The 25,835-nt window shown below is 56.1% G+C and carries 21 protein-coding genes; 9 read left to right on the forward strand and 12 right to left on the reverse strand.

Annotated features, from left to right (window positions below):
* Positions 1–124: 124 nt before the first annotated feature.
* From frr to rpsB, 4 genes are all read right to left on the reverse strand, one after another.
* Positions 125–682 (reverse strand): ribosome recycling factor, encoded by a 558-nt coding sequence (frr, locus tag ABLV78_RS20640; protein WP_015368165.1) that lies wholly within the window; start codon positions 680–682, stop codon positions 125–127.
* A gap of 150 nt (positions 683–832) precedes the next feature.
* A complete protein-coding gene (gene pyrH, locus ABLV78_RS20645; protein ID WP_004098747.1) occupies positions 833–1,558 on the reverse strand; it encodes a UMP kinase in 726 nt (241 codons plus the stop codon).
* 150 nt (positions 1,559–1,708) lie between these two features.
* The gene (gene tsf / locus ABLV78_RS20650; RefSeq protein ID WP_015368168.1) at positions 1,709–2,560 is read right to left on the reverse strand and encodes a translation elongation factor Ts; all 852 of its coding nucleotides are present in this window, start codon (positions 2,558–2,560) and stop codon (positions 1,709–1,711) included.
* Positions 2,561–2,679: 119 nt separating this feature from the next.
* Positions 2,680–3,405 (reverse strand): 30S ribosomal protein S2, encoded by a 726-nt coding sequence (rpsB, locus tag ABLV78_RS20655; protein WP_004858107.1) that lies wholly within the window; start codon positions 3,403–3,405, stop codon positions 2,680–2,682.
* 322 nt (positions 3,406–3,727) lie between these two features.
* Here rpsB and map point away from each other — a divergent pair, with 322 nt between their 5' ends.
* The 5 genes from map (at position 3,728) to ABLV78_RS20680 (ending at position 11,778) form a co-directional block, all read left to right on the forward strand.
* Positions 3,728–4,522: a type I methionyl aminopeptidase gene (map, locus tag ABLV78_RS20660; protein WP_045390135.1), complete on the forward strand. Its 795-nt coding sequence runs from the start codon at positions 3,728–3,730 to the stop codon at positions 4,520–4,522.
* A gap of 117 nt (positions 4,523–4,639) precedes the next feature.
* Entirely contained in the window at positions 4,640–7,243 is a 2,604-nt protein-coding gene (gene glnD, locus ABLV78_RS20665) for a bifunctional uridylyltransferase/uridylyl-removing protein GlnD (protein WP_512171081.1), read from the forward strand.
* Between the two features lie 31 nt (positions 7,244–7,274).
* Complete coding sequence (gene dapD / locus ABLV78_RS20670) at positions 7,275–8,099, forward strand: 2,3,4,5-tetrahydropyridine-2,6-dicarboxylate N-succinyltransferase (protein WP_015368172.1); 825 nt, start codon at positions 7,275–7,277, stop codon at positions 8,097–8,099.
* A gap of 107 nt (positions 8,100–8,206) precedes the next feature.
* Positions 8,207–8,593 carry a DUF3461 family protein gene (locus tag ABLV78_RS20675; protein WP_015368173.1) on the forward strand — a complete coding sequence of 129 codons (387 nt, stop codon included), beginning with the start codon at positions 8,207–8,209 and terminating at the stop codon, positions 8,591–8,593.
* 197 nt (positions 8,594–8,790) lie between these two features.
* Positions 8,791–11,778 (forward strand): putative mucin/carbohydrate-binding domain-containing protein, encoded by a 2,988-nt coding sequence (locus ABLV78_RS20680; protein WP_047046981.1) that lies wholly within the window; start codon positions 8,791–8,793, stop codon positions 11,776–11,778.
* A gap of 37 nt (positions 11,779–11,815) precedes the next feature.
* Here ABLV78_RS20680 and ABLV78_RS20685 read toward each other — a convergent pair whose 3' ends face one another.
* The 3 genes from ABLV78_RS20685 to dgt form a co-directional block, all read right to left on the reverse strand.
* Positions 11,816–12,973 (reverse strand): CdaR family transcriptional regulator, encoded by a 1,158-nt coding sequence (locus tag ABLV78_RS20685; RefSeq protein WP_045390129.1) that lies wholly within the window; start codon positions 12,971–12,973, stop codon positions 11,816–11,818.
* Positions 12,974–13,148: 175 nt separating this feature from the next.
* Positions 13,149–14,582: a serine endoprotease DegP gene (degP, locus tag ABLV78_RS20690; RefSeq protein WP_045390127.1), complete on the reverse strand. Its 1,434-nt coding sequence runs from the start codon at positions 14,580–14,582 to the stop codon at positions 13,149–13,151.
* Positions 14,583–14,723: 141 nt separating this feature from the next.
* Positions 14,724–16,238 carry a dGTPase gene (gene dgt / locus ABLV78_RS20695; RefSeq protein ID WP_047046977.1) on the reverse strand — a complete coding sequence of 505 codons (1,515 nt, stop codon included), beginning with the start codon at positions 16,236–16,238 and terminating at the stop codon, positions 14,724–14,726.
* An 83-nt stretch (positions 16,239–16,321) separates the two neighbouring features.
* Here dgt and mtnN point away from each other — a divergent pair, with 83 nt between their 5' ends.
* The 3 genes from mtnN to ABLV78_RS20710 are packed head-to-tail and all read left to right on the forward strand — an operon-like array spanning position 16,322 to position 18,474.
* Entirely contained in the window at positions 16,322–17,020 is a 699-nt protein-coding gene (gene mtnN / locus ABLV78_RS20700; RefSeq protein ID WP_015704439.1) for a 5'-methylthioadenosine/S-adenosylhomocysteine nucleosidase, read from the forward strand.
* Positions 17,013–17,813, forward strand: a complete 801-nt coding sequence (gene btuF / locus ABLV78_RS20705; RefSeq protein WP_047046976.1) for a vitamin B12 ABC transporter substrate-binding protein BtuF — start codon at positions 17,013–17,015, stop codon at positions 17,811–17,813. The genes mtnN and btuF overlap by 8 nt, the downstream gene beginning before the upstream one ends.
* Positions 17,814–17,847: 34 nt before the next feature.
* A complete protein-coding gene (locus ABLV78_RS20710) occupies positions 17,848–18,474 on the forward strand; it encodes a TRIC cation channel family protein (protein ID WP_032709911.1) in 627 nt (208 codons plus the stop codon).
* A 78-nt stretch (positions 18,475–18,552) separates the two neighbouring features.
* Here ABLV78_RS20710 and erpA read toward each other — a convergent pair whose 3' ends face one another.
* Complete coding sequence (gene erpA, locus ABLV78_RS20715) at positions 18,553–18,897, reverse strand: iron-sulfur cluster insertion protein ErpA (RefSeq protein WP_008807363.1); 345 nt, start codon at positions 18,895–18,897, stop codon at positions 18,553–18,555.
* Positions 18,898–18,978: 81 nt separating this feature from the next.
* Positions 18,979–20,397: a H(+)/Cl(-) exchange transporter ClcA gene (clcA, locus tag ABLV78_RS20720; RefSeq protein WP_072251481.1), complete on the reverse strand. Its 1,419-nt coding sequence runs from the start codon at positions 20,395–20,397 to the stop codon at positions 18,979–18,981.
* A 179-nt stretch (positions 20,398–20,576) separates the two neighbouring features.
* Between clcA and hemL the strand changes: the two genes are divergently transcribed.
* Complete coding sequence (hemL, locus tag ABLV78_RS20725; protein ID WP_047046971.1) at positions 20,577–21,857, forward strand: glutamate-1-semialdehyde 2,1-aminomutase; 1,281 nt, start codon at positions 20,577–20,579, stop codon at positions 21,855–21,857.
* Positions 21,858–22,167: 310 nt separating this feature from the next.
* Here the strand turns inward: hemL and fhuB are convergent, their stop codons facing one another.
* The 3 genes from fhuB to fhuC are packed head-to-tail and all read right to left on the reverse strand — an operon-like array spanning position 22,168 to position 25,834.
* On the reverse strand, positions 22,168–24,150 hold the full coding sequence (fhuB, locus tag ABLV78_RS20730; RefSeq protein ID WP_047042621.1) for a Fe(3+)-hydroxamate ABC transporter permease FhuB: 1,983 nt from the start codon (positions 24,148–24,150) through the stop codon (positions 22,168–22,170).
* Positions 24,147–25,037, reverse strand: coding sequence for a Fe(3+)-hydroxamate ABC transporter substrate-binding protein FhuD (gene fhuD, locus ABLV78_RS20735; protein WP_047042624.1), 891 nt, complete (start codon positions 25,035–25,037; stop codon positions 24,147–24,149). Before fhuD ends, fhuB begins: the two co-directional genes overlap by 4 nt.
* The gene (gene fhuC / locus ABLV78_RS20740; RefSeq protein ID WP_045390112.1) at positions 25,037–25,834 is read right to left on the reverse strand and encodes a Fe3+-hydroxamate ABC transporter ATP-binding protein FhuC; all 798 of its coding nucleotides are present in this window, start codon (positions 25,832–25,834) and stop codon (positions 25,037–25,039) included. The genes fhuD and fhuC overlap by 1 nt, the downstream gene beginning before the upstream one ends.
* Position 25,835 lies beyond the last annotated feature (1 nt).

Genomic DNA, 25,835 nt, shown 5'->3' on the forward strand with positions numbered 1-25,835 from the left:
AAACCGGAAGGCTACAAGGCCAGCTATTTTAACGCAATCCCAAATATTGAGCGTACGGTCTTCTGTACGGCGTTTCAGACTTTACGCAGCCCCGAATACCCCGGGCCTGCGTAGCGGCAGAAAATCAGAACTGCATCAGTTCCGCTTCTTTCTCTGCCAGCGCCGCATCAACTTTCTTAATGGCGGCGTCAGTCATTTTCTGCACGTCGTCCTGAGAACGGCGATCGTCATCTTCGCTGATCTCTTTCTCTTTGAGCAGAGCTTTAACTTTGTCGTTCGCGTCACGACGAACGTTACGCACGGCAACACGCGCCTGCTCAGCTTCGCCACGCACGATCTTAGTCAGATCTTTACGACGTTCTTCAGTCAGCGGCGGCAGCGGAACGCGGATATCGCTACCCGCAGAGCTCGGGTTCAGACCCAGGTCAGACGCCATAATCGCTTTTTCAACGGCCGGGCTCATGGAGCGGTCGAAGACGTTGATTTTCAGCGTACGGGAATCTTCTACCGTAACGCTTGCCAGCTGGCGCAGCGGGGTCGGCGTGCCGTAGTATTCCACGATGATGCCATCCAGCAGGCTTGGAGAAGCACGGCCCGTGCGAATTTTGCTGATTTGGTTTTTGAATGCTTCTACGCATTTTTCCATGCGTACTTCAGCATCTTTTCTGATATCGCTAATCACGTTACGAATCCTTGAAAACTTGTCTCAGACAGACCACACGGTCGCCCACTACAAAAGTGAGCTAAGTATAGTCCGGATTAATTCTATTAACCGGGCAACTTCCCCGCTAAAGTAAAGCGGAATATTACCCGGAATTAGCGCCGACGGGAATTATTCCGTAATCAATGTGCCTTCTTTTTCGCCCATGACCACGCGACGCAGCGCGCCTGGCTTGTTCATGTTAAATACGCGAATCGGCAGTTTGTGGTCGCGCGCCAGGGTAAAGGCGGCAAGATCCATCACTTTCAGCTCTTTATCCAGCACTTCGCTGTAGGTGAGCTGATCGTACATGGTAGCGGAAGGATCTTTCGCCGGGTCAGCGGTAAACACACCGTCAACCTTGGTCGCTTTCAGTACCACGTCGGCTTCGATTTCAATACCGCGCAGGCAGGCTGCGGAGTCGGTGGTAAAGAATGGGTTGCCGGTACCCGCGGAGAGGATCACCACGCGATTGTTACGCAGCAGGCTAATCGCCTCCGCCCAGCTGTAGTTGTCGCACACGCCGTTCAGCGGGATTGCGGACATCAGGCGAGCGTTCACATAGGCGCGATGGAGCGCATCACGCATTGCCAGGCCGTTCATGACCGTTGCCAGCATGCCCATGTGGTCGCCCACAACGCGGTTCATACCCGCTTTCGCCAGACCAGCACCACGGAACAGGTTACCGCCACCAATCACTACGCCAACCTGAATACCCAGTTCAACCAGTTCTTTGATTTCCTGAGCCATACGGTCAAGTATGCTTGCATCAATACCGAAGCCTTCTGAACCCTGCAGAGCTTCGCCACTTAACTTCAGCAGAATACGTTTGTAGACGGGTTTTGCATTGGTAGCCATGTTTCTTTCCTGAGACTGTCAACGATTGAGATGAGTTAATTCTGACGACATTGTATGTCATCGTTCAGCGCAGTCACTATAAGCGATTGGCTGATTTTACAAGAGAGGCGCAAAAAGAAGCCGCCCTCAGGCGGCTCCTTTTTTTAAAAATTAAGACTGCTTGGACATCGCAGCAACTTCTGCTGCAAAGTCAGTCTCAACTTTCTCGATGCCTTCGCCCACTTCAAAGCGGATGAAGCCAGTAACGTCGGCGTTGTGCTCTTTCAGCAGCTGACCAACAGATTTGCTCGGTTCCATAACGAAAGGCTGACCAGTCAGAGAAACTTCGCCGGTGAATTTCTTCATGCGGCCTTCAACCATTTTCTCTGCGATTTCTTTCGGCTTACCGGACTGCATCGCGATGTCCAGCTGAACCTGGTACTCTTTTTCTACTACTTCAGCAGAAACGTCTTCCGGCTTAACGAATTCCGGCTTGCTTGCAGCAACGTGCATTGCCAGCTGCTTAACCAGCTCTTCGTCAGCGCCTTTAGCGGCAACCAGAACGCCGATGCGAGCACCGTGCTGGTAGCTGCCCAGAACGTCGCCTTCCAGGATAGCGATACGACGGATGTTGATGTTCTCGCCGATTTTAGCAACCAGGGCAACACGTTCTTCTTCGAACTGCGCTTTCAGAACTTCAACGTCGGAGATTTTACCAGCAACAGCGGCGTCCAGTACTTTGTCAGCAAATGCCTGGAAACCACCATCTTTAGCAACGAAGTCAGTCTGGCAGTTAACTTCCAGGATGTAACCGTAGTTGCCGTCGATTTTGGTTTTGATCACGCCGTCAGCAGCAACGTTGCCTGCTTTTTTCGCCGCTTTGATCGCGCCGGATTTACGCATGTTTTCGATTGCCAGCTCGATGTCGCCATTAGCTTCAGTCAGTGCTTTTTTGCAATCCATCATGCCTGCGCCAGTACGTTCGCGCAGCTCTTTTACCAGGGAAGCGGTAATTTCAGCCATTCTAAAATCCTCGGGAGATGTGGAAACTGCCCGGCCAACGGCCAAACAGCATAAATTGAAAAAAGGGGCCTAAAATTGGCCCCTATTCATACACGGTACTAATAAGGGCTTAAACCTTATTATTCAGCTTCTACGAAGCTTTCTTCCGCCTGAGAAGCCAGGTCCTGAGAGCGACCTTCACGAACGGTAGCAGCAACAGCGCCCAGGTACAGGCTAACTGCGCGGATTGCATCGTCGTTACCCGGGATAACGAAGTCTACGCCGTCCGGATCAGAGTTGGTATCAACGATAGCAAATACCGGGATACCCAGGTTGTTTGCTTCTTTGATAGCGATGTGCTCGTGGTCAGCGTCGATAACGAACAGTGCGTCCGGCAGGCCGCCCATGTCTTTGATACCGCCCAGGCTGTTTTCCAGCTTGTCCAGCTCACGAGTGCGCATCAGCGCTTCTTTCTTGGTCAGCTTCTCGAAAGTACCGTCCTGGGACTGAGTTTCCAGGTCTTTCAGACGTTTGATCGACTGACGAACGGTTTTCCAGTTAGTCAGCATACCGCCCAGCCAGCGATGGTTCACGAAGAACTGGTCGCAGCTGTTAGCAGCTTCTTTTACCGCTTCGCTTGCAGCGCGCTTAGTACCAACGAACAGGATCTTGCCTTTACGGGCAGAGATTTTGTTCAGCTCAGCCAGAGCTTCGTTGAACATCGGTACAGTTTTCTCAAGGTTGATGATGTGAACTTTGTTACGCGCGCCGAAGATGAAAGGCTTCATTTTCGGGTTCCAGTAACGGGTCTGGTGACCGAAGTGAACACCAGCCTTGAGCATGTCGCGCATGGAAACAGTTGCCATGTTTAAAACCTCTATAGATTAAATTGGGGTTATGCCTCCACGTATCCCATATTACCGACCCCAAAGGGCACCCCGGAATATGTGCCGATACGTGTGTGTTATTTACACAATATGAGTATGTCGCTTACGTCCATCCTTGTGTATCTGAGATGGAACGGAAGTCCGGCGCGCTTTATACCACAAAACCTGGTCAGACACCAACTCTTGTTGACGTCGCGTGCTGTTAATGATTCTCAATTTGGCACCAGCGTACCCGGACTGTTACCATTGACAGGACTTAATCTATTATTGTCGAAAAAATCGACACTGCTGGACATATTCCATGGCTATCTCTATCAAGACATCTGAAGACATCGAAAAAATGCGCGTTGCCGGCCGCCTGGCCGCCGAAGTGCTGGAAATGATCGAACCCTACGTTAAACCGGGCGTCAGCACCGGCGAACTGGATCGCATCTGCAACGACTACATTGTTAATGAACAGAAAGCGGTCTCCGCCTGCCTCGGCTATCACGGCTTCCCGAAATCGGTCTGTATCTCTATTAATGAAGTGGTGTGCCACGGCATCCCGGATGACGGCAAACTGCTGAAAGACGGCGACATCGTCAATATCGACGTGACCGTCATTAAAGATGAATTCCACGGCGATACCTCAAAAATGTTCATCGTCGGCAAACCGACTATCCTCGGCGAGCGCCTGTGCCGCATCACCCAGGAAAGCCTCTATCTGGCGCTGAAGATGGTCAAACCGGGGATTAACCTGCGCGCGATCGGCGCGGCGATCCAGAAATTCGTCGAAGCGGAAGGTTTTTCCGTAGTACGTGAATACTGTGGCCACGGTATCGGCCGCGGCTTCCACGAGGAACCACAGGTACTGCACTATGATTCGCCGGAAACCGACGTGGTGCTCAAGCCGGGTATGACCTTCACTATCGAACCGATGGTCAACGCCGGTAAGAAAGAGATCCGCAGCATGAAGGACGGCTGGACGGTGAAAACCAAAGACCGTAGCTTGTCTGCGCAGTATGAGCATACTATTGTGGTAACTGATAACGGCTGCGAAATTCTGACGCTACGCAAGGATGACACCATCCCGGCGATAATCTCGCACGAAGCATAATGAAAAGCCGGCGCCCGCCGGCTTTTTTATTAGATAGTTTTTTCTTATGGTGACGCGATGAGCAACTCTTTACCTGACACAGCCTCCCCTCTTCTGCCCATCCCGCCGGAACATCCCGTGAGCTGGCCGCAGGGCGATCTGAACTGTGCCGCCATCAAGACGCATCTCGATACCTTCCAACGCTGGCTGGGCGAGGCTTTCGATCGCGGTATCGCCGCGGAACGACTGATAGCGGCGCGCACCGAGTTTATCGACCAGTTGCTGCAGCGACTGTGGGTCGACTACGGTTTTGGCGCGCAGAGCGATATGGCGCTGGTAGCCGTCGGCGGCTATGGGCGCGGCGAGCTGCACCCGCTCTCCGACGTCGACCTGCTGATTCTGAGCCGTAAAAAGCTGCCGGACGAGCAGGCGCAAAAGGTCGGCGAATTGCTGACGCTATTGTGGGACGTCAAGCTGGAGGTGGGCCATAGCGTGCGCACCCTCGAAGAGTGTCTGCTAGAAGGGCTTTCGGATCTCACCGTCGCCACCAACTTAATCGAATCCCGCCTGCTGATCGGCGACGTCGCGCTGTTCCTTGAACTGCAAAAACATATTTTTAGCGACGGCTTCTGGCCGTCGGAGAAGTTCTTCGCCGCCAAGGTTGAAGAGCAGAATGTCCGCCACCAGCGCTACCACGGCACCAGTTACAACCTGGAGCCGGACGTCAAAAGCAGCCCCGGCGGCCTGCGCGATATACATACCCTGCAGTGGGTGGCTCGCCGCCACTTCGGCGCAACCTCGCTTGATGAAATGGTCGGTTTCGGCTTCCTCACCGAAGCCGAGCGCAACGAGCTTAACGAGTGCCTGCACCAGCTCTGGCGCATCCGTTTTGCCCTGCATCTTGAAGTGAATCGCTACGATAACCGCCTGCTTTTCGATCGTCAGCTGAATGTCGCCCATCGCCTCGGCTATGAAGGCGAAGGCAATCAGCCGATCGAACATATGATGAAGGATTTCTTCCGCGTTACCCGTCGGGTAAGCGAACTCAACAATATGCTGCTGCAGCTGTTTGATGAGGCGATCCTCGCTCTCACCGAGAATGAAAAGCCGCGGCCTATTGATGATGATTTCCAACTGCGCGGTACTCTGATAGACCTGCGCGACGACACCCTGTTTATTCGCGAGCCGCAGGCGATTCTGCGGATGTTCTTTATCATGGTGCGTAACAGCAGCATCACCGGTATTTACTCCACCACCCTGCGCCACCTGCGCCACGCGCGCCGCCACCTGACGCAGCCGCTGTGCTATATCCCGGAGGCACGAACCCTCTTCCTCAGCATGCTCCGTCATCAGGGCGCGGTGAGTCGTGGTCTGCTGCCGATGCATCGCCACAGCGTGCTGTGGGCCTATATGCCGCAGTGGTCGCATATTGTCGGTCAGATGCAGTTCGACCTGTTTCACGCCTATACCGTCGACGAACACACCATACGCGTCTTGTTAAAACTGGAAAGCTTCGCGAAAGAAGAGACCCGCAGCCGCCATCCGTTGTGCGTTGAGCTGTGGCCGCGGCTGGCCCATCCTGAACTTATCCTCATCGCCGCCCTGTTTCACGATATCGCTAAAGGCCGCGGCGGCGACCATTCGATTCTCGGCGCCGAAGACGTGCTGAAATTCGCCGAGCTCCACGGGCTCAATTCGCGTGAGACGCAGCTGGTCGCCTGGCTGGTACGCCAGCATCTATTGATGTCGGTAACCGCCCAGCGCCGCGACATTCAGGACCCGGAGGTAATTAAACAGTTCGCCGAAGAGGTACAGACGGAAAATCGCCTGCGCTATCTGGTATGCCTGACCGTCGCCGATATCTGCGCCACCAACGAAACGCTGTGGAATAGCTGGAAGCAAAGCCTGCTACGCGAGCTCTATTTCGCCACCGAAAAACAGCTGCGTCGCGGTATGCAGAGCACGCCGGATATGCGCGAACGCGTACGCCACCATCAGCTGCAGGCGCTGGCGCTGTTGCGCATGGACAATATCAATGAAGAGGCGCTGCACCAGATCTGGAACCGCTGTCGGGCTAACTACTTTGTGCGGCATACCCCGAATCAGCTCGCCTGGCACGCCCGCAACCTGCTGAAGCACGATCTCAGTAAGCCGATGATCCTGCTGAGTTCGCGGGCCACCCGCGGCGGCACCGAGATCTTCATCTGGAGCCCGGACCGCCCTTACCTGTTCGCCGCCGTTTGCGGCGAGCTGGACCGCCGCAACCTCAGCGTTCATGATGCGCAGATATTCACTACCCGCGACGGCATGGCGATGGATACCTTTATCGTCCTCGAACCCGACGGCAGCCCGCTTTCCGCCGATCGCCACGAGGCGATTCGCCACGGTCTGGAGCAGAAGATAACGCAGCGCAGCTGGGAGCCGCCGGCCCCGCGTCGTCAGGCGGCGAAACTGCGTCATTTTTCTGTCGCTACTGAGGTGAATTTCCTGCCGACCCACACCGACCGGAAATCATTTCTTGAGCTCATTGCGCTCGATCAGCCGGGGCTGCTCGCCCGCGTCGGTCAGGTGTTCGCCGACCTCGGAATATCGCTTCACGGAGCGCGAATTACGACAATTGGTGAGCGAGTAGAAGATTTATTTATAATCGCCACCGCCGACCGGCGTGCCCTTAATAATGAGCTGCAACAAGAAGTGCAACAACGGTTGACAGAGGCCCTCAATCCAAACGATAAAGGGTAACGTATTTTTTTTAAGTGAATGGAAAGAAACAATGCAGCAGTTACAGAACGTTATTGAGTCCGCCTTTGAGCGTCGCGCCGACATCACGCCGGCAAATGTGGATACCGTCACCCGCGAAGCGGTGAACCAGGTTATTGCCCTGCTGGATTCCGGCGCGCTGCGCGTCGCTGAGAAGATCGATGGTCAATGGGTGACGCATCAATGGCTGAAGAAAGCGGTACTGCTCTCTTTCCGTATTAACGATAACCAGGTTATCGATGGTGCGGAAAGCCGCTACTTCGATAAAGTTCCGATGAAATTCGCCGACTACGACGAAGCGCGCTTCCAGAAAGAAGGCTTCCGCGTAGTGCCGCCGGCGGCCGTTCGCCAGGGCGCGTTCATCGCGCGCAATACCGTGCTGATGCCGTCCTACGTCAACATCGGCGCTTACGTTGATGAAGGCACCATGGTTGATACCTGGGCCACCGTCGGCTCTTGCGCGCAGATCGGTAAAAACGTTCACCTGTCCGGCGGCGTCGGCATCGGCGGCGTTCTCGAACCGCTGCAGGCTAACCCGACCATCATCGAAGATAACTGCTTCATCGGCGCGCGTTCTGAAATCGTTGAAGGCGTTATCGTTGAAGAAGGCGCGGTGATCTCCATGGGCGTGTACATCGGCCAGAGCACCAAAATCTACGATCGCGAAACCGGCGAAGTCCATTACGGCCGCGTGCCGGCGGGCTCGGTTGTCGTTTCCGGCAACCTGCCGTCGAAAGATGGCAAATACAGCCTGTACTGTGCGGTGATCGTGAAAAAGGTTGATGCGAAGACCCGCGGTAAGGTCGGCATCAACGAACTGCTGCGTACCATCGACTAAGCAGAACAAAAAGCGGGAGATATCCCGCTTTTTTTATATCTGACGCTGGCGAAGATGGATTTTTTCGTTAATTATTCAATGGTTATGATGATATCAAAGGTACCGTTATGTACGATAATCTGAAAAGTCTTGGCATTACCAATCCTGATGAAATCGATCGCTATAGCCTGCGCCAGGAAGCTAACAACGACATCCTGAAGATCTATTTCCAGAAAGATAAGGGCGAGTTCTTCGCCAAAAGCGTGAAGTTTAAATACCCACGCCAGCGTAAAACCGTGGTCGCCGACGGCGTCGGTCAGGGTTACAAAGAAGTGCAGGAGATAAGCCCAAACCTGCGCTATGTGATCGACGAGCTGGACCAGCTCTGCCAGCGCGACCGTACCGAAATCGACCTCAAGCGTAAGATCCTTGACGATTTACGCCATCTGGAAAGCGTTGTCACCAATAAGATCAGCGAAATTGAAGCCGATCTGGAAAAACTGACGCGTAAATAACCCAGACTGCTACGGGCCAGCTACTGGCCCTCTTCCCCTGCCTCAACCTCTATTTCCTCAGCCATAGATCATCTTCGCCATCAGCAAACCTCAGTTATCCCTCACTGATATCATTTCACATCACAACCCTATCAATATGAATTACTTACTATTTTATTTCGTTTATGTTCAGTTTCCGCGAAAAAGGAGATAGCTCTATGACACAGGAAATTGAACAAAAATGTTATACCCTGCAATCCGCAACCTGGCTGGATAACGCAGGCTTTGAAAAAGGACGAAAACACGATCGTCAGGCGCTTGGCTTTATTCTGCCCGCCAACACGGTGCTGAAAATTCGGCAAACGGACCTCAGTAACGGCATCTCGACCCTGCGCCTGATGTGTGATGATAGCGCTCTGGAGAAAACCAGCGCTCTGACCACCTCCTGGACAACGATTAGCACCACCGTCGATTCTGTGCCGTTTGTCGATACGTTGTTTACCGACAGCCCCTGCGAGTTCTCCGTGATTTACCAACAACCTGCGGCGACGAAACCGCTCCCCTGCTGGAAATCAGGACAGTCTGAAGAAACGTTTTTCCTCGACTGGGAGAATAATAAATCGTCGTTCGCACTGGTGGATCTGGATGTTATCAACCTGCTGCTGCCTTATGCCGACCGCGACAATGCGATGAAAGCGGGATTAGCGTCATTACACCGTTTTTATAACCACCTTTTCACCTGCTATAACGATTGGGCCGGATTAAGCGATAATTCAGATTCGCAATGGAATCAGAATGTTGCAAACCGTTATTTTCTACGGCCGGATAAACATGGCGTCGGATCAGCTTATTACAATAGCACCTGGTGCGCGCAAACTGCCGCCACGGTTGGCGAAGGCTGGCTGGATAACGTTGCCACGCAGTGGGTTATCCTGCATGAAATTGGCCACGGTTATCAGGGTAAATTTATGCAGGACTCCACGCTGTCGGTCAGCGAAGTGTGGAACAATATCTACGCCTCTTTCTATCAGCAGCTCACGCTAAGCCAGGATAATCATCTGTATACCGATGGCTGGTTATACAACTATGGCAAGCTGGCCGCGCAGGAAGCACAGTTGGTTAACTATATTACCGATAAGACGCCGGTCACCAGTTGGAGCCTGCGTTCGCGCCTGCAATTCCTGATGCTGATGTTATTGAAAGGTGGTGTCGCATCCTTCCGCGTCTTTAACCAGAATTATCGCCAACTCGCCAATAGCGAGGGCTTCCAGCCGACCGATCATCAGCTTGCCGATATGCTGGCAACCGCTATTGCCGCTACCGCTGGATATGATGTCACGCCGTTTATCGAGCTCTGCGGCTTAACGCTGAAACATGCCACCCGGGAAAATATCGTCTCGCTGACGACAAAACCGCTCTATCCACTGTATCGCTTTCTGCCACAAAGCGAATGGGATAGCGCGCGCCAGCAGTTAGGGCTGGATTCCTTCTTCTGGCTGGTGGATAACAGCGAACTGGCGAAATTGAACAAAACGGGTAACCTGACCCTGACGTTGAATATCGATCAGCTGCAACAAATTTACGGACAAACGCTGACTATTCAGGATAATTGCGGTACGCATTATTCACTGATTGTTGATGGTGACACTTTTGTCCTGAATAACATGCCAATGGGTGTATACCAGCTCGTACTGCCTAAAGGTCGTTCGCAAAAATATCGCCCGGATATCAACTATATCACCGTAAAAGAAGGCGCCAATGCGGTTGCCGTTAACTACGCTCGGCAAAACGATACCAGCGAACGTAACGTGACGATCACCTTTTTAGGGCTGAATGATGCGCCTTTCGCGCGCCTTGATATCGACTACGAAAATCAGCAGCTTATTCTTAATGTCACCAGCGCCACGCCGCACACCTACTACCCAGGCGCGTTGTATGCCGCAGTAAACGTACTTTCCGCCAGTGGGGAAAAAGTATTTGAACGCAAAATGACCGGCACCAATTGCGCTACCGGAAAAGTGGTCATTCCATTCAGCCCCCACTATCACCTATACATCACTCACGTGGAGCCTGGACGGCTGAAAGCCTCTCTCGGATATTTAACGTTAGTCGCTCGCGAGAAATACCAGCTGATACGCATTGATGATAATGGCGTGTATAACTTTATCCTCAATAATAATCCGGCGGCTGATTTACAGGCTATTTTCGAGCATAACGCTCAGGCGATCCGTACTCAGCCCTCGCTGCTCGCGCAGGAAGAGTGCGTCTGTAAAAACGACCTCTGGCTGATGCTCCCCCATATTGAAGAACCCCAACGCAGCAGCTTGCGGAAAACCTATGCCGATGTCCTGCCTCAGGATAATAGCGATCCGGGGGAGTTGACGGGCAAGAGCGTAACCCTCAATCTCCGCGGTCAGGACAATAACGAGTTTTGCCAGATCGTTATTGATAATCAACAACGTGCGATGACGGTCGCCACGCGCGCCGGCACGCCGCACTCGTATTACACCTCCCATACCTACGCCAGCATTATGGTTACCGGCGCGGACGATACTGTTGTTTATCAACGCAGCTACGCCGGCGCCACCAGTAATCTGGCAAACAGTGAAACTATCGCCCTCGCAGAGGGAATGATCATCGATATTTTCCATGATGAACCATTCCGCTCCAGCGCCACGAATGGCACGAGCCAAAACGCCGTTCCCCTTAAGCAGCACAACCGCTGGCGCGTGGTGAAAACGGGCCTCGAAGCCTTTGCGCTCGCGCTTGATGAACCGGATGAGGAAGCCGCTGATACAGAAGAGGACACTCAGGATGCCACCGCACTGTATGGCGATAGCTTCAGCTGGCAACTGCTTGGCGATGGTGATGTTTGCTTTGCCGCGATGGAGATGGATATTGGCAGCGGCGCGTTGACCTTTACCGCGAGTCCAGTGGTGCCGAACAAGCACTTCACGACCACTTACGCCACGGTCAATGTCTACAATACGCGTGGTTCGGTGGTGTATCGCCAGTCGATTAAAGGATCGTCGCAGCTTGGCGACTATATTGATACCGCTATCCTGGATGAGGGCTATACCATTGAAGTCTTCCATGCCGAAGCGGGGAATCGCTCCGTCATTATTAATCCGCTCAATGGCAATAGCTGGCACCAGCCCAATACTGTTACCTGGCAAGTGACCGCTCGCGGACTACAGCGCCTGTAGCCCGCCATTTCCTCTCCCGCCGCCTGCGGCGGGAGTTTTAGCGTTGCTCATCCAGCTGCAGCGCAATGTACAGCAACAAGCGGTCGTCAAAACTACCGAGGTCTAACCCGGTCAGTTCCGAAATCCGATTGAGCCGATACTCCAGCGTATTACGATGAATAAACAACGCCTTTGAGGTCGCCAGCGGCTGCACGTTATGGCGAAACCACGCCTGCAGAGTACGCCGTAGCAGACCATTGTTATCCATCGCCTTTAGCCGCGTCAGCGGGCGCGCCAGCTCGTTAGCCTGCCAGCCGCCCCGTAGACTATCCAGCAGCACAGGCAGCATCAGATCCTGATAAAAATAGCAGCGGCTCTCCGGCATCCGCTGCTTACCAACCATCATTGTCGTACGCGCGGTCCGGTAAGAACGCGCAATACTGCCGGGGCCGGTGAAGAAATTGCCTAACGCAACGCGGAACTGCAGTTGGCCATTCTCTTTCATACGGGCAATCAGTTGCTCAACGCGTCTGCAGTGGTCATCGGCATCCCAGCGACCAAAGGCGTTTAACGCCGGTTTCAGCACCACCATTTCGGTCAACGAGACAATCGCCACCAGGTTGTTGCGATCCGGCGTGGTCAGCGCCGTCTGCAGCTGCTGCAGCTCCGCCATCGCGCTATCGACGCCGAGCTGACCGCTATCGACCTCAATCATCGCCACCACCCGCGGTTGATTGAGATCGATACCCAGTCGCTGCGCCCATTCGTTCAGCGCCGGGGTATTCTCTTCCGCCTGAATCAGGTTCATAACCAGTTCTTCACGCAGGCGGCTATCCTGGGCCAGCAAATGCATCAGCCGCGACTGTTCGAGCATCATCTCAGCGGTCATACACACCAGCTCACCGTACTTGCGCAGCGATTCTGGCTCGCCGGTTAACCCGATTACGCCGACGATTTCCCCTTCGAGACGCAGCGGCAGGTTGATCCCCTGGCGCACGCCGTGCAGATGGCGAGCAACCGCATCATCGATATCAACCACCCGTCCCTGCGACAGCACCAGCAGCGCGCCTTCGTGCAATTCACCAATACGCTCGCGATCGCCGCTGCCGATAATGCGCCCGCGGGCATCCATTACGTTAATATTGGTATCAATGATGCGCATCGTACGCGCCACGATATCCTGCGCCATTTTGGTATCAAGATGCCAGCCAGCCATAACCCCCTCCCCTGAGCAGGGCATCAGCATAAAAGAGTGACGAAGAGGACGCACTGTGCATATGCACAAAGCATGACAAAGAAGTATGGAGTTGTGGCGGGAATCACAGAACCGGCGGGCAGAATAAAAAAGCCCCCTTCCCTTACCGGGAAAGGGGCATTCACGCTAGTATCAGTTACTGCATCAGCAGATAGATAGAAGTATCACCACGCTGAATATTCAGCGCCAGTACGGACGGTTTCGCGTCGAAGATTTTGCGCAGGTCGGCGATGTTTTTCACCGGCTGCTGGTTAGCGCCGACAATAATGTCGCCTTTCTTCAGACCAATTTGCGCCGCCGGGGTGCCCGCTTTCACGTTGCTCACCACGACGCCTTTATCCTGGCCTTTATTGCTCATTTCCGCGCCTTCAATACCGTTAAAGATGCTGCTGGAGTCAACCTGGTTCTGGTTGCTCTGCTGTAGTTCAACGGTAACGTTAACCGGCTTGCCGTCGCGCAGCAGTCCCAGCTCGACTTTGCTGCCGATAGGCATCGTACCAACCTGCGCACGCAGCGCCGCAAAGCTGCTGATCGCCTTACCGTTGAGGGTAGTAATCACGTCGCCGGCTTTAATACCCGCTTTCGCCGCCGCCGAGCCCGGCATCACCTGGCTTACGAACGCGCCACGCTGGGCATCGACTTTCATCGCCTTCGCCAGCTCGGAGTTCAGCTCGGTACCCATGATCCCCAGTTCACCGCGTTTCACCTGGCCAAACTTGACCATCTGCTCGGTCAGGTTTTTCACCATATTGCTCGGAATAGCAAAACCGATACCGATGTTGCCGCCGTCCGGAGCAAGGATCGCGGTGTTGATACCGATCAACTCACCGTTGAGATTCACCAGCGCGCCGCCGGAGTTACCGCGGTTAATAGCCGCATCGGTCTGGATAAAGTTTTCATAGTTTTCCACGTTCAGGCCGCTGCGGCCCAATGCGGAGACGATACCGGAAGTCACGGTTTCGCCGAGGCCGAACGGGTTACCGATCGCCACGGTGTAGTCGCCGACGCGCAGCGCGTCAGAGTCGGCAAGCTTAATCGCCGTCAGGTTTTTCGGATCCTGAATTTGAATCAGCGCGATATCGGAGCGCGGATCTTTACCTACGACTTTCGCGTCAAACTTACGACCATCGCTCAGTTGAACTTTAATCGTGGTGGCATTATCGACCACGTGGTTGTTGGTCACTACGTAGCCTTTGGCCGCATCAATGATGACCCCGGAACCGAGCGCCATAAATTTCTGCTGCTGCGCATTATCGCCAGGCGCGCCCTGGCCGCCGCCCTGACAGAATGGGGAGCTCTGGAATGGCGAACCGTCCTGGCAGAACGGCGAGTTGTCACCGAAGAACTGCTGGAAGTTACGCGGCATCCGCGGCGTGTTAACAGTCGTGCTGCCTTCAACGTTGATGCTCACCACCGACGGCATCACTTTTTCCAGCATCGGCGCCAGGCTCGGCATCTGCTGCGCAGTGGTCGCCGAGGAAGCCGTTTCAGCCGCGCTCGCAGAGAGCGGGGACAACGCCAGACCTAAACTCAGAGCCAGAGCACTCATTGCTAACGTGGTTTTTTTCATAGGTTTCAATCTCAATTTCAAATTTCGGATAACGAAAAAGTTGCTGTGTACGCACTCTCAGAGTCATTTTATAGCGCGAAGTTCCAGAGTTAAGTTTCGGTAAAAGTAAAAATTTATTGTCCGTCTTTACAAAACTCAGACTTATTCCACCGCCATCAGACGGCGATATTCATCCCACGCATACAAATCCGTCATTCCGCTGATATAGTCCTGAATCAATCGACAGCGGTAATAATACTCCAGCACGGGATATTCTTCGGTATCGCGCGAAAGCTTATTTACCGCCTCCACATAGGCCAACCGATGTCGGGTCGAGAGTTTCTGGAACAACCTCGAGGCAATAGGTAAACTGCGTACCCGCTCTTGTTCCACCAATTGGCTGAACTCCTCCAGCGATAATTTCAGTAGCGGCTCGTAGATATCAAGCAGCCCGCTGATAACGCGGTAACCCTGTAATTCCAGCTGTTCAACATCAGGATGGCTAAACACCTGTTTTATGGCGACGTTTTTATAAAGTTCAAGTAGCTGACTACAATCGCTATCATCCTCTAACAGCGCGTGATTAAAGTCGCCGCTAAAAATGGCCGGTAAGTTTTCGATAAATCGATGCGCCGCATAAGGCACCAGTTTATTCAGCGTATTGACCCGTAAATACATAAAGAACTGATCTTCAGTGCTGCGGCTGAGTGAATTAGCGCGCGATTTCTCCCAGGCATTTTCTACGACTTGAGCGAACAACGATCCTTTTTCATGAGCACCCCATGCGTCATACAGATGCTGATACAATTGTTCCGCGCTGAATATCCGTTTTTCTACCGCATCTTCAAGGTCAGCAACGCAATATGAGATATCATCGGCAGCTTCCATAATCCACGTTAATGGAAAGCGATTGTAAGACGCCAGATCCAATTCTTTACGCAGCCGCGCGATATACTCTTCTTCGGCTAAATAATAACCAGGCTTTTTCATTAAATAGCTATGGCTGGCTGGCGTCTCTCCCCGCCACCACGCCGGTCGCGTATATTTCAGAATGCAGCCGACCTGGGTCCAGGTCAGGTTCATACGCATCAGCGTGTGCACCAGACGGATCCCCTGCGCATTGCCTTCAAAGCAGCACAAATCCTGACGCACTTTACGCCGCAGTTCGTTGAGCAACCCTTCGCCATCGTGCAGACGCAGCGCGTCAACCTGGCAGCGATCCTGACTTAACGGCTGGCTGGCGGCATCTTTCGGCGCCAGCCGTTTGCTGAACCAATCGTTAATTGCCGCTTCGCCAAAATGGCCAAATGGCGGATTGCCGATATCGTGCATCAGGCAGGCCATCTCCACGACGCTTTCAAACGGGCCGCTCAGTTCATCCAGTCCGTAGCGTTCCAGCAGCTTTTGCTCCTTCAGGCGGCTTAACACCTCTTTGGCGATGTAGCGCCCGACCTGCTGGACTTCGAGCGAATGGGTGAGCCGGGTGCGGACCGCCGCGTTGCGCTCAAGTGGAAAGACCTGGGTTTTTTGCTGCAGGCGGCGGATGGCCGGTGAATTGATAATGCGCCCGCGATCGCTTTCAAACACCCGCAGGATCTCGCGTTCCGTCTCTACCCCCTGCGGCGAACGGTAGCGCCGACGCCAGTGAATCTTGTTGCGAAAATCAATATTTGCCATAGCCTCTCCCGCGCGAGCAATACGCTTCCCCTTAAGCGCATGATAGACTATGCAGCTAATCCTGACACATCGCGAGTAAATCTATGAAAATTGGCATTATTGGCGCCATGGAAGAAGAAGTTACCCTTCTGCGCGACAAAATCGAGAACCGCCAGACTATCTCTATCGGCGGTAGCGAAATCTATACCGGCCAACTTCACGGTACCGAGGTTGCTCTGCTGAAATCCGGCATTGGTAAAGTGGCCGCCGCCATGGGCGCTACTCTGCTGCTGGAGCGCTGCAAGCCGGATGTGATTATCAATACCGGTTCCGCCGGCGGTCTGGCGCCGACGCTGAAAGTTGGCGACATCGTGGTCTCTGACGAAGCGCGCTACCATGATGCCGACGTCACCGCGTTTGGCTACGAATACGGCCAACTGCCGGGCTGTCCGGCCGGTTTCAAAGCTGACGACAAACTGATTGCCGCCGCGGAAACCTGCATCAAGGCGCTGAATCTTAACGCCGTTCGCGGGCTGATCGTCAGCGGCGACGCTTTCATCAACGGCTCGGTAGGACTGGCGAAAATCCGCCACAACTTCCCGCAGGCCGTTGCCGTAGAAATGGAAGCCACCGCCATCGCCCACGTCTGCCATAACTTCAGCATTCCTTTTGTGGTGGTGCGCGCAATCTCTGACGTCGCTGACCAGCAGTCGCATCTCAGCTTCGACGAGTTCCTCGCCGTCGCCGCCAAGCAGTCCACCCTGATGGTGGAAAATCTGGTGCAGAACCTGGCGCGTGGCTAAGTCGTTACAGAAGGCGTTAACCGCCCTGCTGTTGCTCGCCCCGGCGTGGCTTTTCGCCGCGCCGCGGGTGGTGACGCTCTCCCCGGCCAACACTGAATTGGCCTTTGCTGCCGGCATTACGCCGGTCGGCGTCAGCAGTTATTCCGATTACCCTCCCGCCGCGGCTAAAATCGAACAAGTCGCCAGCTGGCAGGGAATGAACCTTGAACGTATCGTCGCCCTGAAACCCGATCTGGTACTGGCGTGGCGCGGCGGCAATGCCGAACGCCAGGTGAATCAGCTCAGCTCGCTGGGAATCAAGGTTATCTGGGTTGAAACCGGTTCGATTGAGCAAATCATCCATGCTTTGCAGATGCTTGCGCCGTGGAGCCCGCAGCCGGAAACAGCCCGGCAGGCTACCCAGAAGATGCAAGACGATTACGAGGCGCTAAAAGCCCGCTATGCCAACGCGCCGAAAAAACGCGTATTTCTGCAGTTTGGCGCCAACCCGCTGTTCACCAGCAACAGCGCCTCGATCCAGAATCAAGTATTACGCCTGTGCGGCGGAGAGAATATTTTTGCCGCCAGCCGCGTTCCCTGGCCGCAGGTTAGCCGCGAACAGGTGCTGTCACGGCATCCGCAGGCAATCGTCATCACCGGCGATCCGGATAAAATTCCCGCCGTGGACCGCTATTGGCAAAATCAGCTCACAATTTCGCTCATCGCCTTACATAGCGACTGGTTTGAACGCGCGGGCCCACGTATTATCCTTGCCGCAAAACAACTCTGTACTGCGCTTGAGCAGGTAAAATAACCGCCTGGCAGCAGGCTTTTAGCGGGAACTGACGATGCTTGTCTATTGGCTGGATATTATTGGCACAGCCGTATTTGCTATCTCCGGCGTATTGCTGGCGGGGAAATTACGCATGGACCCTTTCGGCGTGCTGGTATTAGGCGTAGTGACCGCCGTGGGCGGCGGGACGATTCGCGATATGGCGCTGGCCAACGGCCCGGTGTTCTGGGTTAAGGACCCTACCGATCTGGTCGTGGCGATGGTCACCAGTATGTTAACGATTCTGCTGGTCCGCCAACCGCGGCGCATGCCGAAATGGGTACTGCCGGTACTGGATGCCGTCGGCCTGGCGGTGTTTGTCGGCATCGGCGTGAATAAAGCCTTTATTGCCCATACCGGCCCGCTGGTGGCTATTTGCATGGGCGTGGTCACCGGCGTCGGCGGCGGGATTATCCGCGACGTGCTGGCGCGAGAAGTACCGATGATTCTGCGCACCGAAATCTACGCCACCGCCTGCATTGTCGGCGGTATCGTGCACGCAACGGCGCACTACACCTTTCAGTTGTCGCTGGAAAACTCGGCGATGTTAGGCATGGTGGTGACGCTGGGGATACGCCTGGCGGCGATTCGCTGGCACCTGAAGCTGCCGACCTTTGCATTGGATGATAACGGACGGTCATAAAAGCAAAACGGTAACCCTGAGGTTACCGTTTTTCGTGTTTGCCGCTCTCTTTGTGGGAGAGGGCTGGAGTCGCTTGCGTTAAACGCTGAACGAGGAGCCGCAGCCGCAGGTGCTTTTCGCGTTCGGGTTAGTCACGATGAAACGTGACCCTTCCAGGCCTTCGGTATAATCGACGGCGCCGCCAACCAGATACTGCAGGCTCATTGGGTCAACCACCAGGCCGACGCCCTGTTTCTCGATGGTCATATCGCCTTCGTTAACCTGATCGTCAAAGGTGAAGCCATACTGGAAACCGCTGCAACCGCCGCCGGTGATGTACACGCGCAGTTTCAGGTTCGGATTGTCTTCATCCGCAATCAGATGTTTTACTTTGTTCGCTGCGGCTTCGGTGAACTCCAGCGGCAACGCTACGTCATCACTCATTTTTTGCTCCCATTGATACTTCCGGCCGATTAAAGAATAACCGGACCTTTTGAGCCATTATCTAATACCCTGGTAAATCGTTCAAGTATTCTCCCGGGGTACCTGCTGCGCTTTCGCCGCCTCTTCGGCCTTCTGTTTTGCCAGGGTACGCTGCAGAATGGTCGAATACAAAGGTTTACCGCCGAGGAACTGTGCCAATAGTGTTGCCCCAAGGCAGGTAATAATCATTGGCAAAATGAGCTGATAGTTATCGGTCATCTCCAGCACCAGCACAATCCCGGTGAGCGGTGCGCGCACCGAAGCCGCCAGCAGCGCCCCCATCCCGGCGATAGCGAAGGTACCGGCATCCAGATGATAGGACGGAAACAGCGGAATGGCAGCCATGCCGAATGCCGTCCCCAGCAGCGTGCCGAGCGCCAGCATCGGGGCAAAAATCCCCCCCGGCGCGCCGGAAGAGAAGCACAGCAGCGTGGTGATGACGCGGGCAATAAAAATGAACAGCAGCAGCCCAACCGAGAAGTTGCCGGCAGCGGCGATCGGGATAAGGTTAAAACCGCCGCCCACCGCGGTCGGCTGCATCAGACCCAGCAGGCCGCACAGCCCGCCGATAAGCCCGCCAATCAACACCCATTTTTTGATATTGCCGCCGTGGAGGCGCTGGAACATATCCTGCGTCCGCAGCACCAGGGTATTAAACAATGGCCCGAAACAGCCGAAAATCATGCCCAGCACCAGGTACAACCACAGGGTATTCACCGGCGCATTGCTCAGCTTGCCGACTTCGATAATCGCCCCTTCGCCGTTAAAAATACGGAACACGATGCTCGACATGATCACGCCGGTAAACACGGCTTTAATCGAAATCAGGTTGTAGCGGAACTGCGGGCGCATCTCTTCGATGATAAACAGAATGCCCGCCAGCGGCGCGTTGAAGGCAGCGGAGAGGCCCGATGCCGCACCGGTGGCCAACAGCGTATGCCGCGCTTCCGGGCTACGCAGACGAAACACATCCACCACCATGCGCCCGATATTACCGCCAAGCTGTACCATCGGCCCTTCGCGCCCCAGCACCATCCCGGCGCCCAGCGTCCCCATGCCGCCGATGAATTTTACCGGCAGCACGCGCCACCAGCGTACCGGACGCAGCTCTTCCAGCGCGCCTTCGATTTCCGGGATCCCGGAACCGCCGGCTTCCGGCGCAAAGCGGCGCACCAGAAAATAGCCGACCATCGCCAGCAGCGCCGACAGGATGAAGGCCAGCGGCCAGACGAGGTACCAGTGGTCCGCCACCTGCACCAGGGCGCCAATTCGCTGGTTCTGCACCCAGTTCACGCTCTTTTCAAACGCCACGCCCACCAGCCCGGCCAGCGTGCCGACCACCGCCGCCATCAACAATACCGCCAGCGGCGTTTTATCGCGTTGAATTAACCGGCGGACCGCATCGCTACGGCGCACGCGAACGAACTGATGTGCTTCAAAAGAGGGAGTTTCTGATTTCATGCCATTATCATTTATTGGTAATACAAATGAGAAGAGAGGCATTCTAGCCGCCTCCGCGCCGCGCGTCGTCAAAAAATTGTTTCGTCTGCTTAATGTTTCAATTGGGCAAAACTTTCATAACCTTCATGGAATAACTTAGAATAGCCCGATAACTTTATTCACGAACCAGGATCCTGGCCATGAGCAAATCTGAAAATCTGTATAACGCCGCCCGCGAACTTATCCCCGGCGGCGTCAACTCGCCGGTCCGCGCCTTTACGGGCGTCGGCGGCACCCCGCTGTTTATTGAACGTGCGGATGGCGCCTACCTGTACGATGTCGATGGTAAAGCTTATATCGATTATGTCGGTTCCTGGGGGCCAATGGTGCTGGGTCACAACCATCCGGCCATTCGTAACGCGGTGATTGAAGCGGCAGAGCGCGGGTTAAGCTTCGGCGCGCCAACCGAAATGGAAGTCAAAATGGCGGAACTGGTTACTGAACTGGTACCGACCATGGATATGGTGCGCATGGTGAACTCCGGCACCGAAGCCACCATGAGCGCCATTCGCCTGGCGCGCGGCTTCACCGGCCGCGACAAAATCATCAAGTTCGAAGGATGCTACCACGGTCACGCCGACTGCCTGCTGGTGAAAGCCGGTTCCGGCGCGCTGACTCTCGGCCAGCCGAACTCGCCGGGCGTACCGGCCGATTTCGCGAAGCATACCCTGACCTGCATCTATAACGATCTTGCCTCGGTACGCGCGGCGTTTGAACAGTATCCGCAGGATATCGCCTGTATCATCGTCGAACCGGTGGCCGGCAATATGAACTGCATTCCGCCGCAGCCGGAGTTCCTGCCGGGCCTGCGCGCGCTGTGCGACGAGTTTGGCGCGCTGCTGATTATTGACGAAGTGATGACCGGCTTCCGCGTCGCGCTGGCGGGCGCTCAGTCCTATTACGGCGTGGAGCCGGATCTGACCTGTCTGGGTAAAATCATCGGCGGCGGTATGCCGGTGGGCGCTTTCGGTGGTCGCCGCGAGGTCATGGACGCGCTGGCGCCGACCGGTCCGGTGTACCAGGCCGGTACGCTGTCAGGCAACCCTATCGCCATGGCCGCAGGCTTCGCCTGCTTAAGCGAAGTGGCGCAGCCGGGCGTGCATGAAACCCTGACCGCGCTGACCAATCAACTGGCGGATGGCCTGCTGAACGCGGCGCGCGAAACCGGGATCCCGCTGGTGGTGAATAATGTCGGCGGCATGTTCGGTATCTTCTTTACCGATGCCGAAACCGTCACCTGCTATCAGGACGTGGTGAAGTGCGATGTTGAGCGATTCAAGCGTTTCTTCCACCTGATGCTGGAAGAAGGGGTTTACCTCGCCCCGTCGGCGTTTGAAGCCGGCTTTATGTCCGTCGCCCATAGCGAAGAGGATATCAACAACACTATCGACGCCGCACGCCGGGTGTTTGCCAAACTGTAAGATACTTGAATGCCTGGTGGCGCAGGGATTTTCCCGGAGGCGGCGCATTGCGCCTTGTCCGGTCTACCAAATCGCGCGGCGCTGTAGCCCCGGTAAGCGCTGGCGCCACCGGGGATTTTCCCGGAGGCGGCGCATTGCGCCTTGTCCGGGCTAGCAAATCGCGCAGCCTTGTAGCCCCGGTAAGCGCTAGCGCCACCGGGGATTTTCCCGGAGGCGGCGCATTGCGCTTTATCCGGGCTAGCAAATCGCGCAGCCTTGTAGCCCCGGTAAGCGCTAGCGCCACCGGGGATGTTGAGGCCATTCGGGATCGTTAGCGGCTCTGCTTTCTCAGCAAATAGATAAAGTACGGCGCGCCGATAAACGTCGATAACAGCCCCGCCGGGATTTGGTAGGGGAACATGATCATTCGCCCGCACCAGTCGGCGAACACCAGCAGCATCCCGCCAGTTAGTCCGGAAATGACCATATGCGGCATCGTCCGACGAAAGCCCATCATCCTCGCAATATGCGGCGCCATTAAACCAACGAAACTTAACGGCCCAATGGTTAGCGTCGCCGTTGCCGTCAGGCTCGCCGCCAGCAGCAGCAACCCGATACGCGATGGCGTTAATGCCATTCCCACCGCCCGCGCCGCCTCGCCGCCGAGCGGCAGGATGGTCAGCCAGCGGCGGCAGAGCGGCGCCAGCGCCAATAGCGCCAACATTACCACCCCGCTACGCAGCACCATCTCCGGCGTCGCGCTATAGGTCGAACCGGACATCCACGTCAGGATCTGCGCCATTCGCGGATCGCCGCTGGCCTGTAGCATCATCAATAGCATGGTGAAAGCGGTGCTCAGCGCCATCCCCGCCAGCAGCATCCGGTGCGGCGAGAACCCCCCGCGCCCGGCGGCGAGCAGGATGACCAGCAGCGTCGCCGCCGCGCCAAGACTGCCGGCTGGCAGCAGCCAGACAAAAGCGTTGCCTGGTACGAAGAATAGCATCAACACCACGCCGAACGCCGCGCCAGAGCTGATACCCAGCACTTCCGGGCTGGCCATCGGATTACCGGTCAGGCGTTGAATAATGCAACCCGCGACGGCCAGCATCACCCCGGCGAACAGCGCCGAGAGCACCCGCGGCCAGCGCCATGGCATTAATTGCTCCAGCAGATCGCCGCTGGCCCATTGCCACCCCTGCGCATCACGGCCAAAGGTCAGCGCGGCGGTTACCGCCAACAACATCAGCGCCAGTCCGCCCAGCGCGAACCACTGCACGTTGCGGCGCTCAATCAACGCCTTATCGCCGCCGTTCATCACCGGCGCGCTGATACTACGCAGCCGCGGCAGTAGCCACAGTAATAAAGGCGCGCCAATCAGCGCGGTGACTGACCCGGTCGACACTTCCCGCCATACCCGGCTGAGCCAGAGAATAATTTGGTCGGAAAGCCACAGGATCAGCGCGCCAAGTAGCGCCGCCAGTACCAGCCGCGATAGCAGGCGGCGGGCGCCGAGCATTTTCGCCAGCAGCGGCGCGAACAGACCGATAAAGCCGATAATACCGACCGCGTTGACCAGCAGCGCGCTTATTACTATCGCCAGAGTCAAGACGCCAAGGCGCGCCAGAGAAAGCGCCAGCCCGAGATTTCGCGCCACGCCATCATCCAGCCCCATCAACGTTAACGGGCGTAGCAACAACAGCGTCAATATTACGCCGCCAAGCAGCTGCGGCCACAGGCGCTGCGCCACGCTCCAGTCGGTCTGCGTCAACGTCCCGGTACTCCACAGGAACATGCTTTGCAGCTGGTCGTGATGGAAAATCACCATCAGCTGATTGACCGCGCCGCAATAGAGACTCACCACCAGACCGGCCAGAATCAGCGTCACCGGCGACAGACGTTTGCCCCACGAAACGCCGAACACCAGCGCGCCGACCAGACAAGCGCCTGCCAGCGCGGCAAACTGCGACGCCAGCACGCCGGGGATCGCCCATAACGCCGTCACCGTCATTCCAAGCTGCGCGCCGGTGGCGACGCCGAGCGTGGTCGGCTCCGCCAGCGGGTTACGCAGCACCTGCTGGAACAGTACGCCAACGAGCCCCAGTCCGGCACCGACCAGCAACGATACAGCCAGCCTCGGCAGCAAGCTGTAATGGAACAGCATCTGGGCGATATTATCGCTATCCGGCTGCCACAGCGCCTGACGCCACTGCGCGTAAGGTAAAGCAACCTGAAGGTTGATGATGCTCAGCGCGAAAGCGGCAACCAGCAACACGACCAACAGGATAATGGCTAACGGCGAGAAACGCGCGTTCATACCGCCCTCCCCTGCGCATCGGCCAGTACGCGGGCGAAATGCATCGCCGACAGCGTCGCGCCATAGAACCATACCGCCGGAAGGCGCTGGAAACGCCCGGCGCGCACGAAAGGCATCGCCTGCCACAGCGGGGTCGCCATCATCTGGGCCATCTCCCGATCGTTGCCGTGATCGAAACAGATAACATCGGCCTCTTTAAATTCCGCCAGCCGATCGATGCCTACGGTGATACTGCCCCAGAATGCCGCTTCACCGCGCCAGGCGTTTTTGATGCCAAAACGATCGAGCACTTCCTGGAACAGGCAGTTCTCGCCGAAGACCAGCACATGGCGAGCATCAAGTAGCGAAATCATCAGCAGCGGGCGATCGCCACGCTCGGCAAATCGCGGACGCAGGCTTTCCATCAACGCGTCGAACTCCGCCAGATGACGCTTCGCCTGCTGTTGCTTACCCAGCAGGTCGGCCATTTCCAGCAGCGAACGCTGGGCCATCGCCAGCGGCCGTTTGCCGTCGCTGAAGGTGAAGCCGCGACCGGGCGCAATGCGCGCCAGCTTTTCCGGCGACGGGCCATAGCCTGCCGACCAGACGATAAACGACGGTTTCATCTGCGTCAGTAATTCAAGATTGGGTTCAGTGCGCAGGCCGACATCAATCACCGAAGCGGGTAACGCCGGCTCATTGACCCACAGGTTGTAGTTGGGAATATCGGCTACGCCGTAGGGCGTAACGCCGAGCGCCAGCAGCAGCTCGGCCGGTAGCCACTCCAGCGCGACGACGCGCTGCGGGTCAACGTTCGCCGCCTGCGCGCCGCGCATCTGCCACAGCAGCGGCGACAGCGCCATTGCCATCAACAGGCGTCGGCGTGAGAAGAAGTTCGAATTTTCCATCAATAGACAAAACTTACCGGCGCTGCGCCCGCCGGGTGCGGCAGGATCCCCATCGGGATGCCGTAGATTTGTTCCAGCGTTTCGCTGCGCATCAGTTCCGCCGGCGTCCCCTGGGCGATCATTTCGCCGCCGCGCAGCGCCACCAGATAATCGCAATAGCGGGCGGCCATATTAATATCGTGCAGGACCGCGATCACCGTCAGGCCACGCTGCTGGCTGAGACGATGCACCAGCGCCAGCACATCGACCTGATGGGCGATATCCAGCGCCGACGTCGGTTCATCGAGCAGCAGACAGCGGCTATCCTGCGCCACCAGCATGGCGATCCACGCGCGCTGGCGTTCGCCGCCGGAAAGGCTGTCCACCAGCCGATGCGCCAGCGGTTTCAGCCCCACCAGCGCAATGGCCTCTTCTACTTTTTCGCGATCCGCCACGCCGAAGCGCCCCAGCGCGCCGTGCCACGGATAGCGGCCAATCGCCACCAGTTCGCGCACCGTCATCCCTTCCGCCGCCGGCAGTTGTTGCGGCAGATAGGCCACTTTGCGGGCAAACGCCTTGCTGCTCCAGCTGTCCAGCGGCTGGCCGTCAAGCAGCACATCGCCCTCGGAAGGCGGCTGATGGCGGCCAAGCATTTTGAGTAACGTGGATTTGCCGGAACCGTTATGGCCAATCAGGCCAGTGACTTTTCCTGCCGGGAAGGTCAACGAGAGGGGATGAAGCAGCGTGCGGCCAGGCACGCGAAAGGTCACGCGATTTAACGCAAACGTCGTCTCAGAGTGCGGAGTCTGTTCCTGCATA

Source organism: Klebsiella sp. CN_Kp075 (genome assembly GCF_040065055.2).
GTDB classification, from domain to species: Bacteria; Pseudomonadota; Gammaproteobacteria; order Enterobacterales; family Enterobacteriaceae; genus Klebsiella; species Klebsiella aerogenes.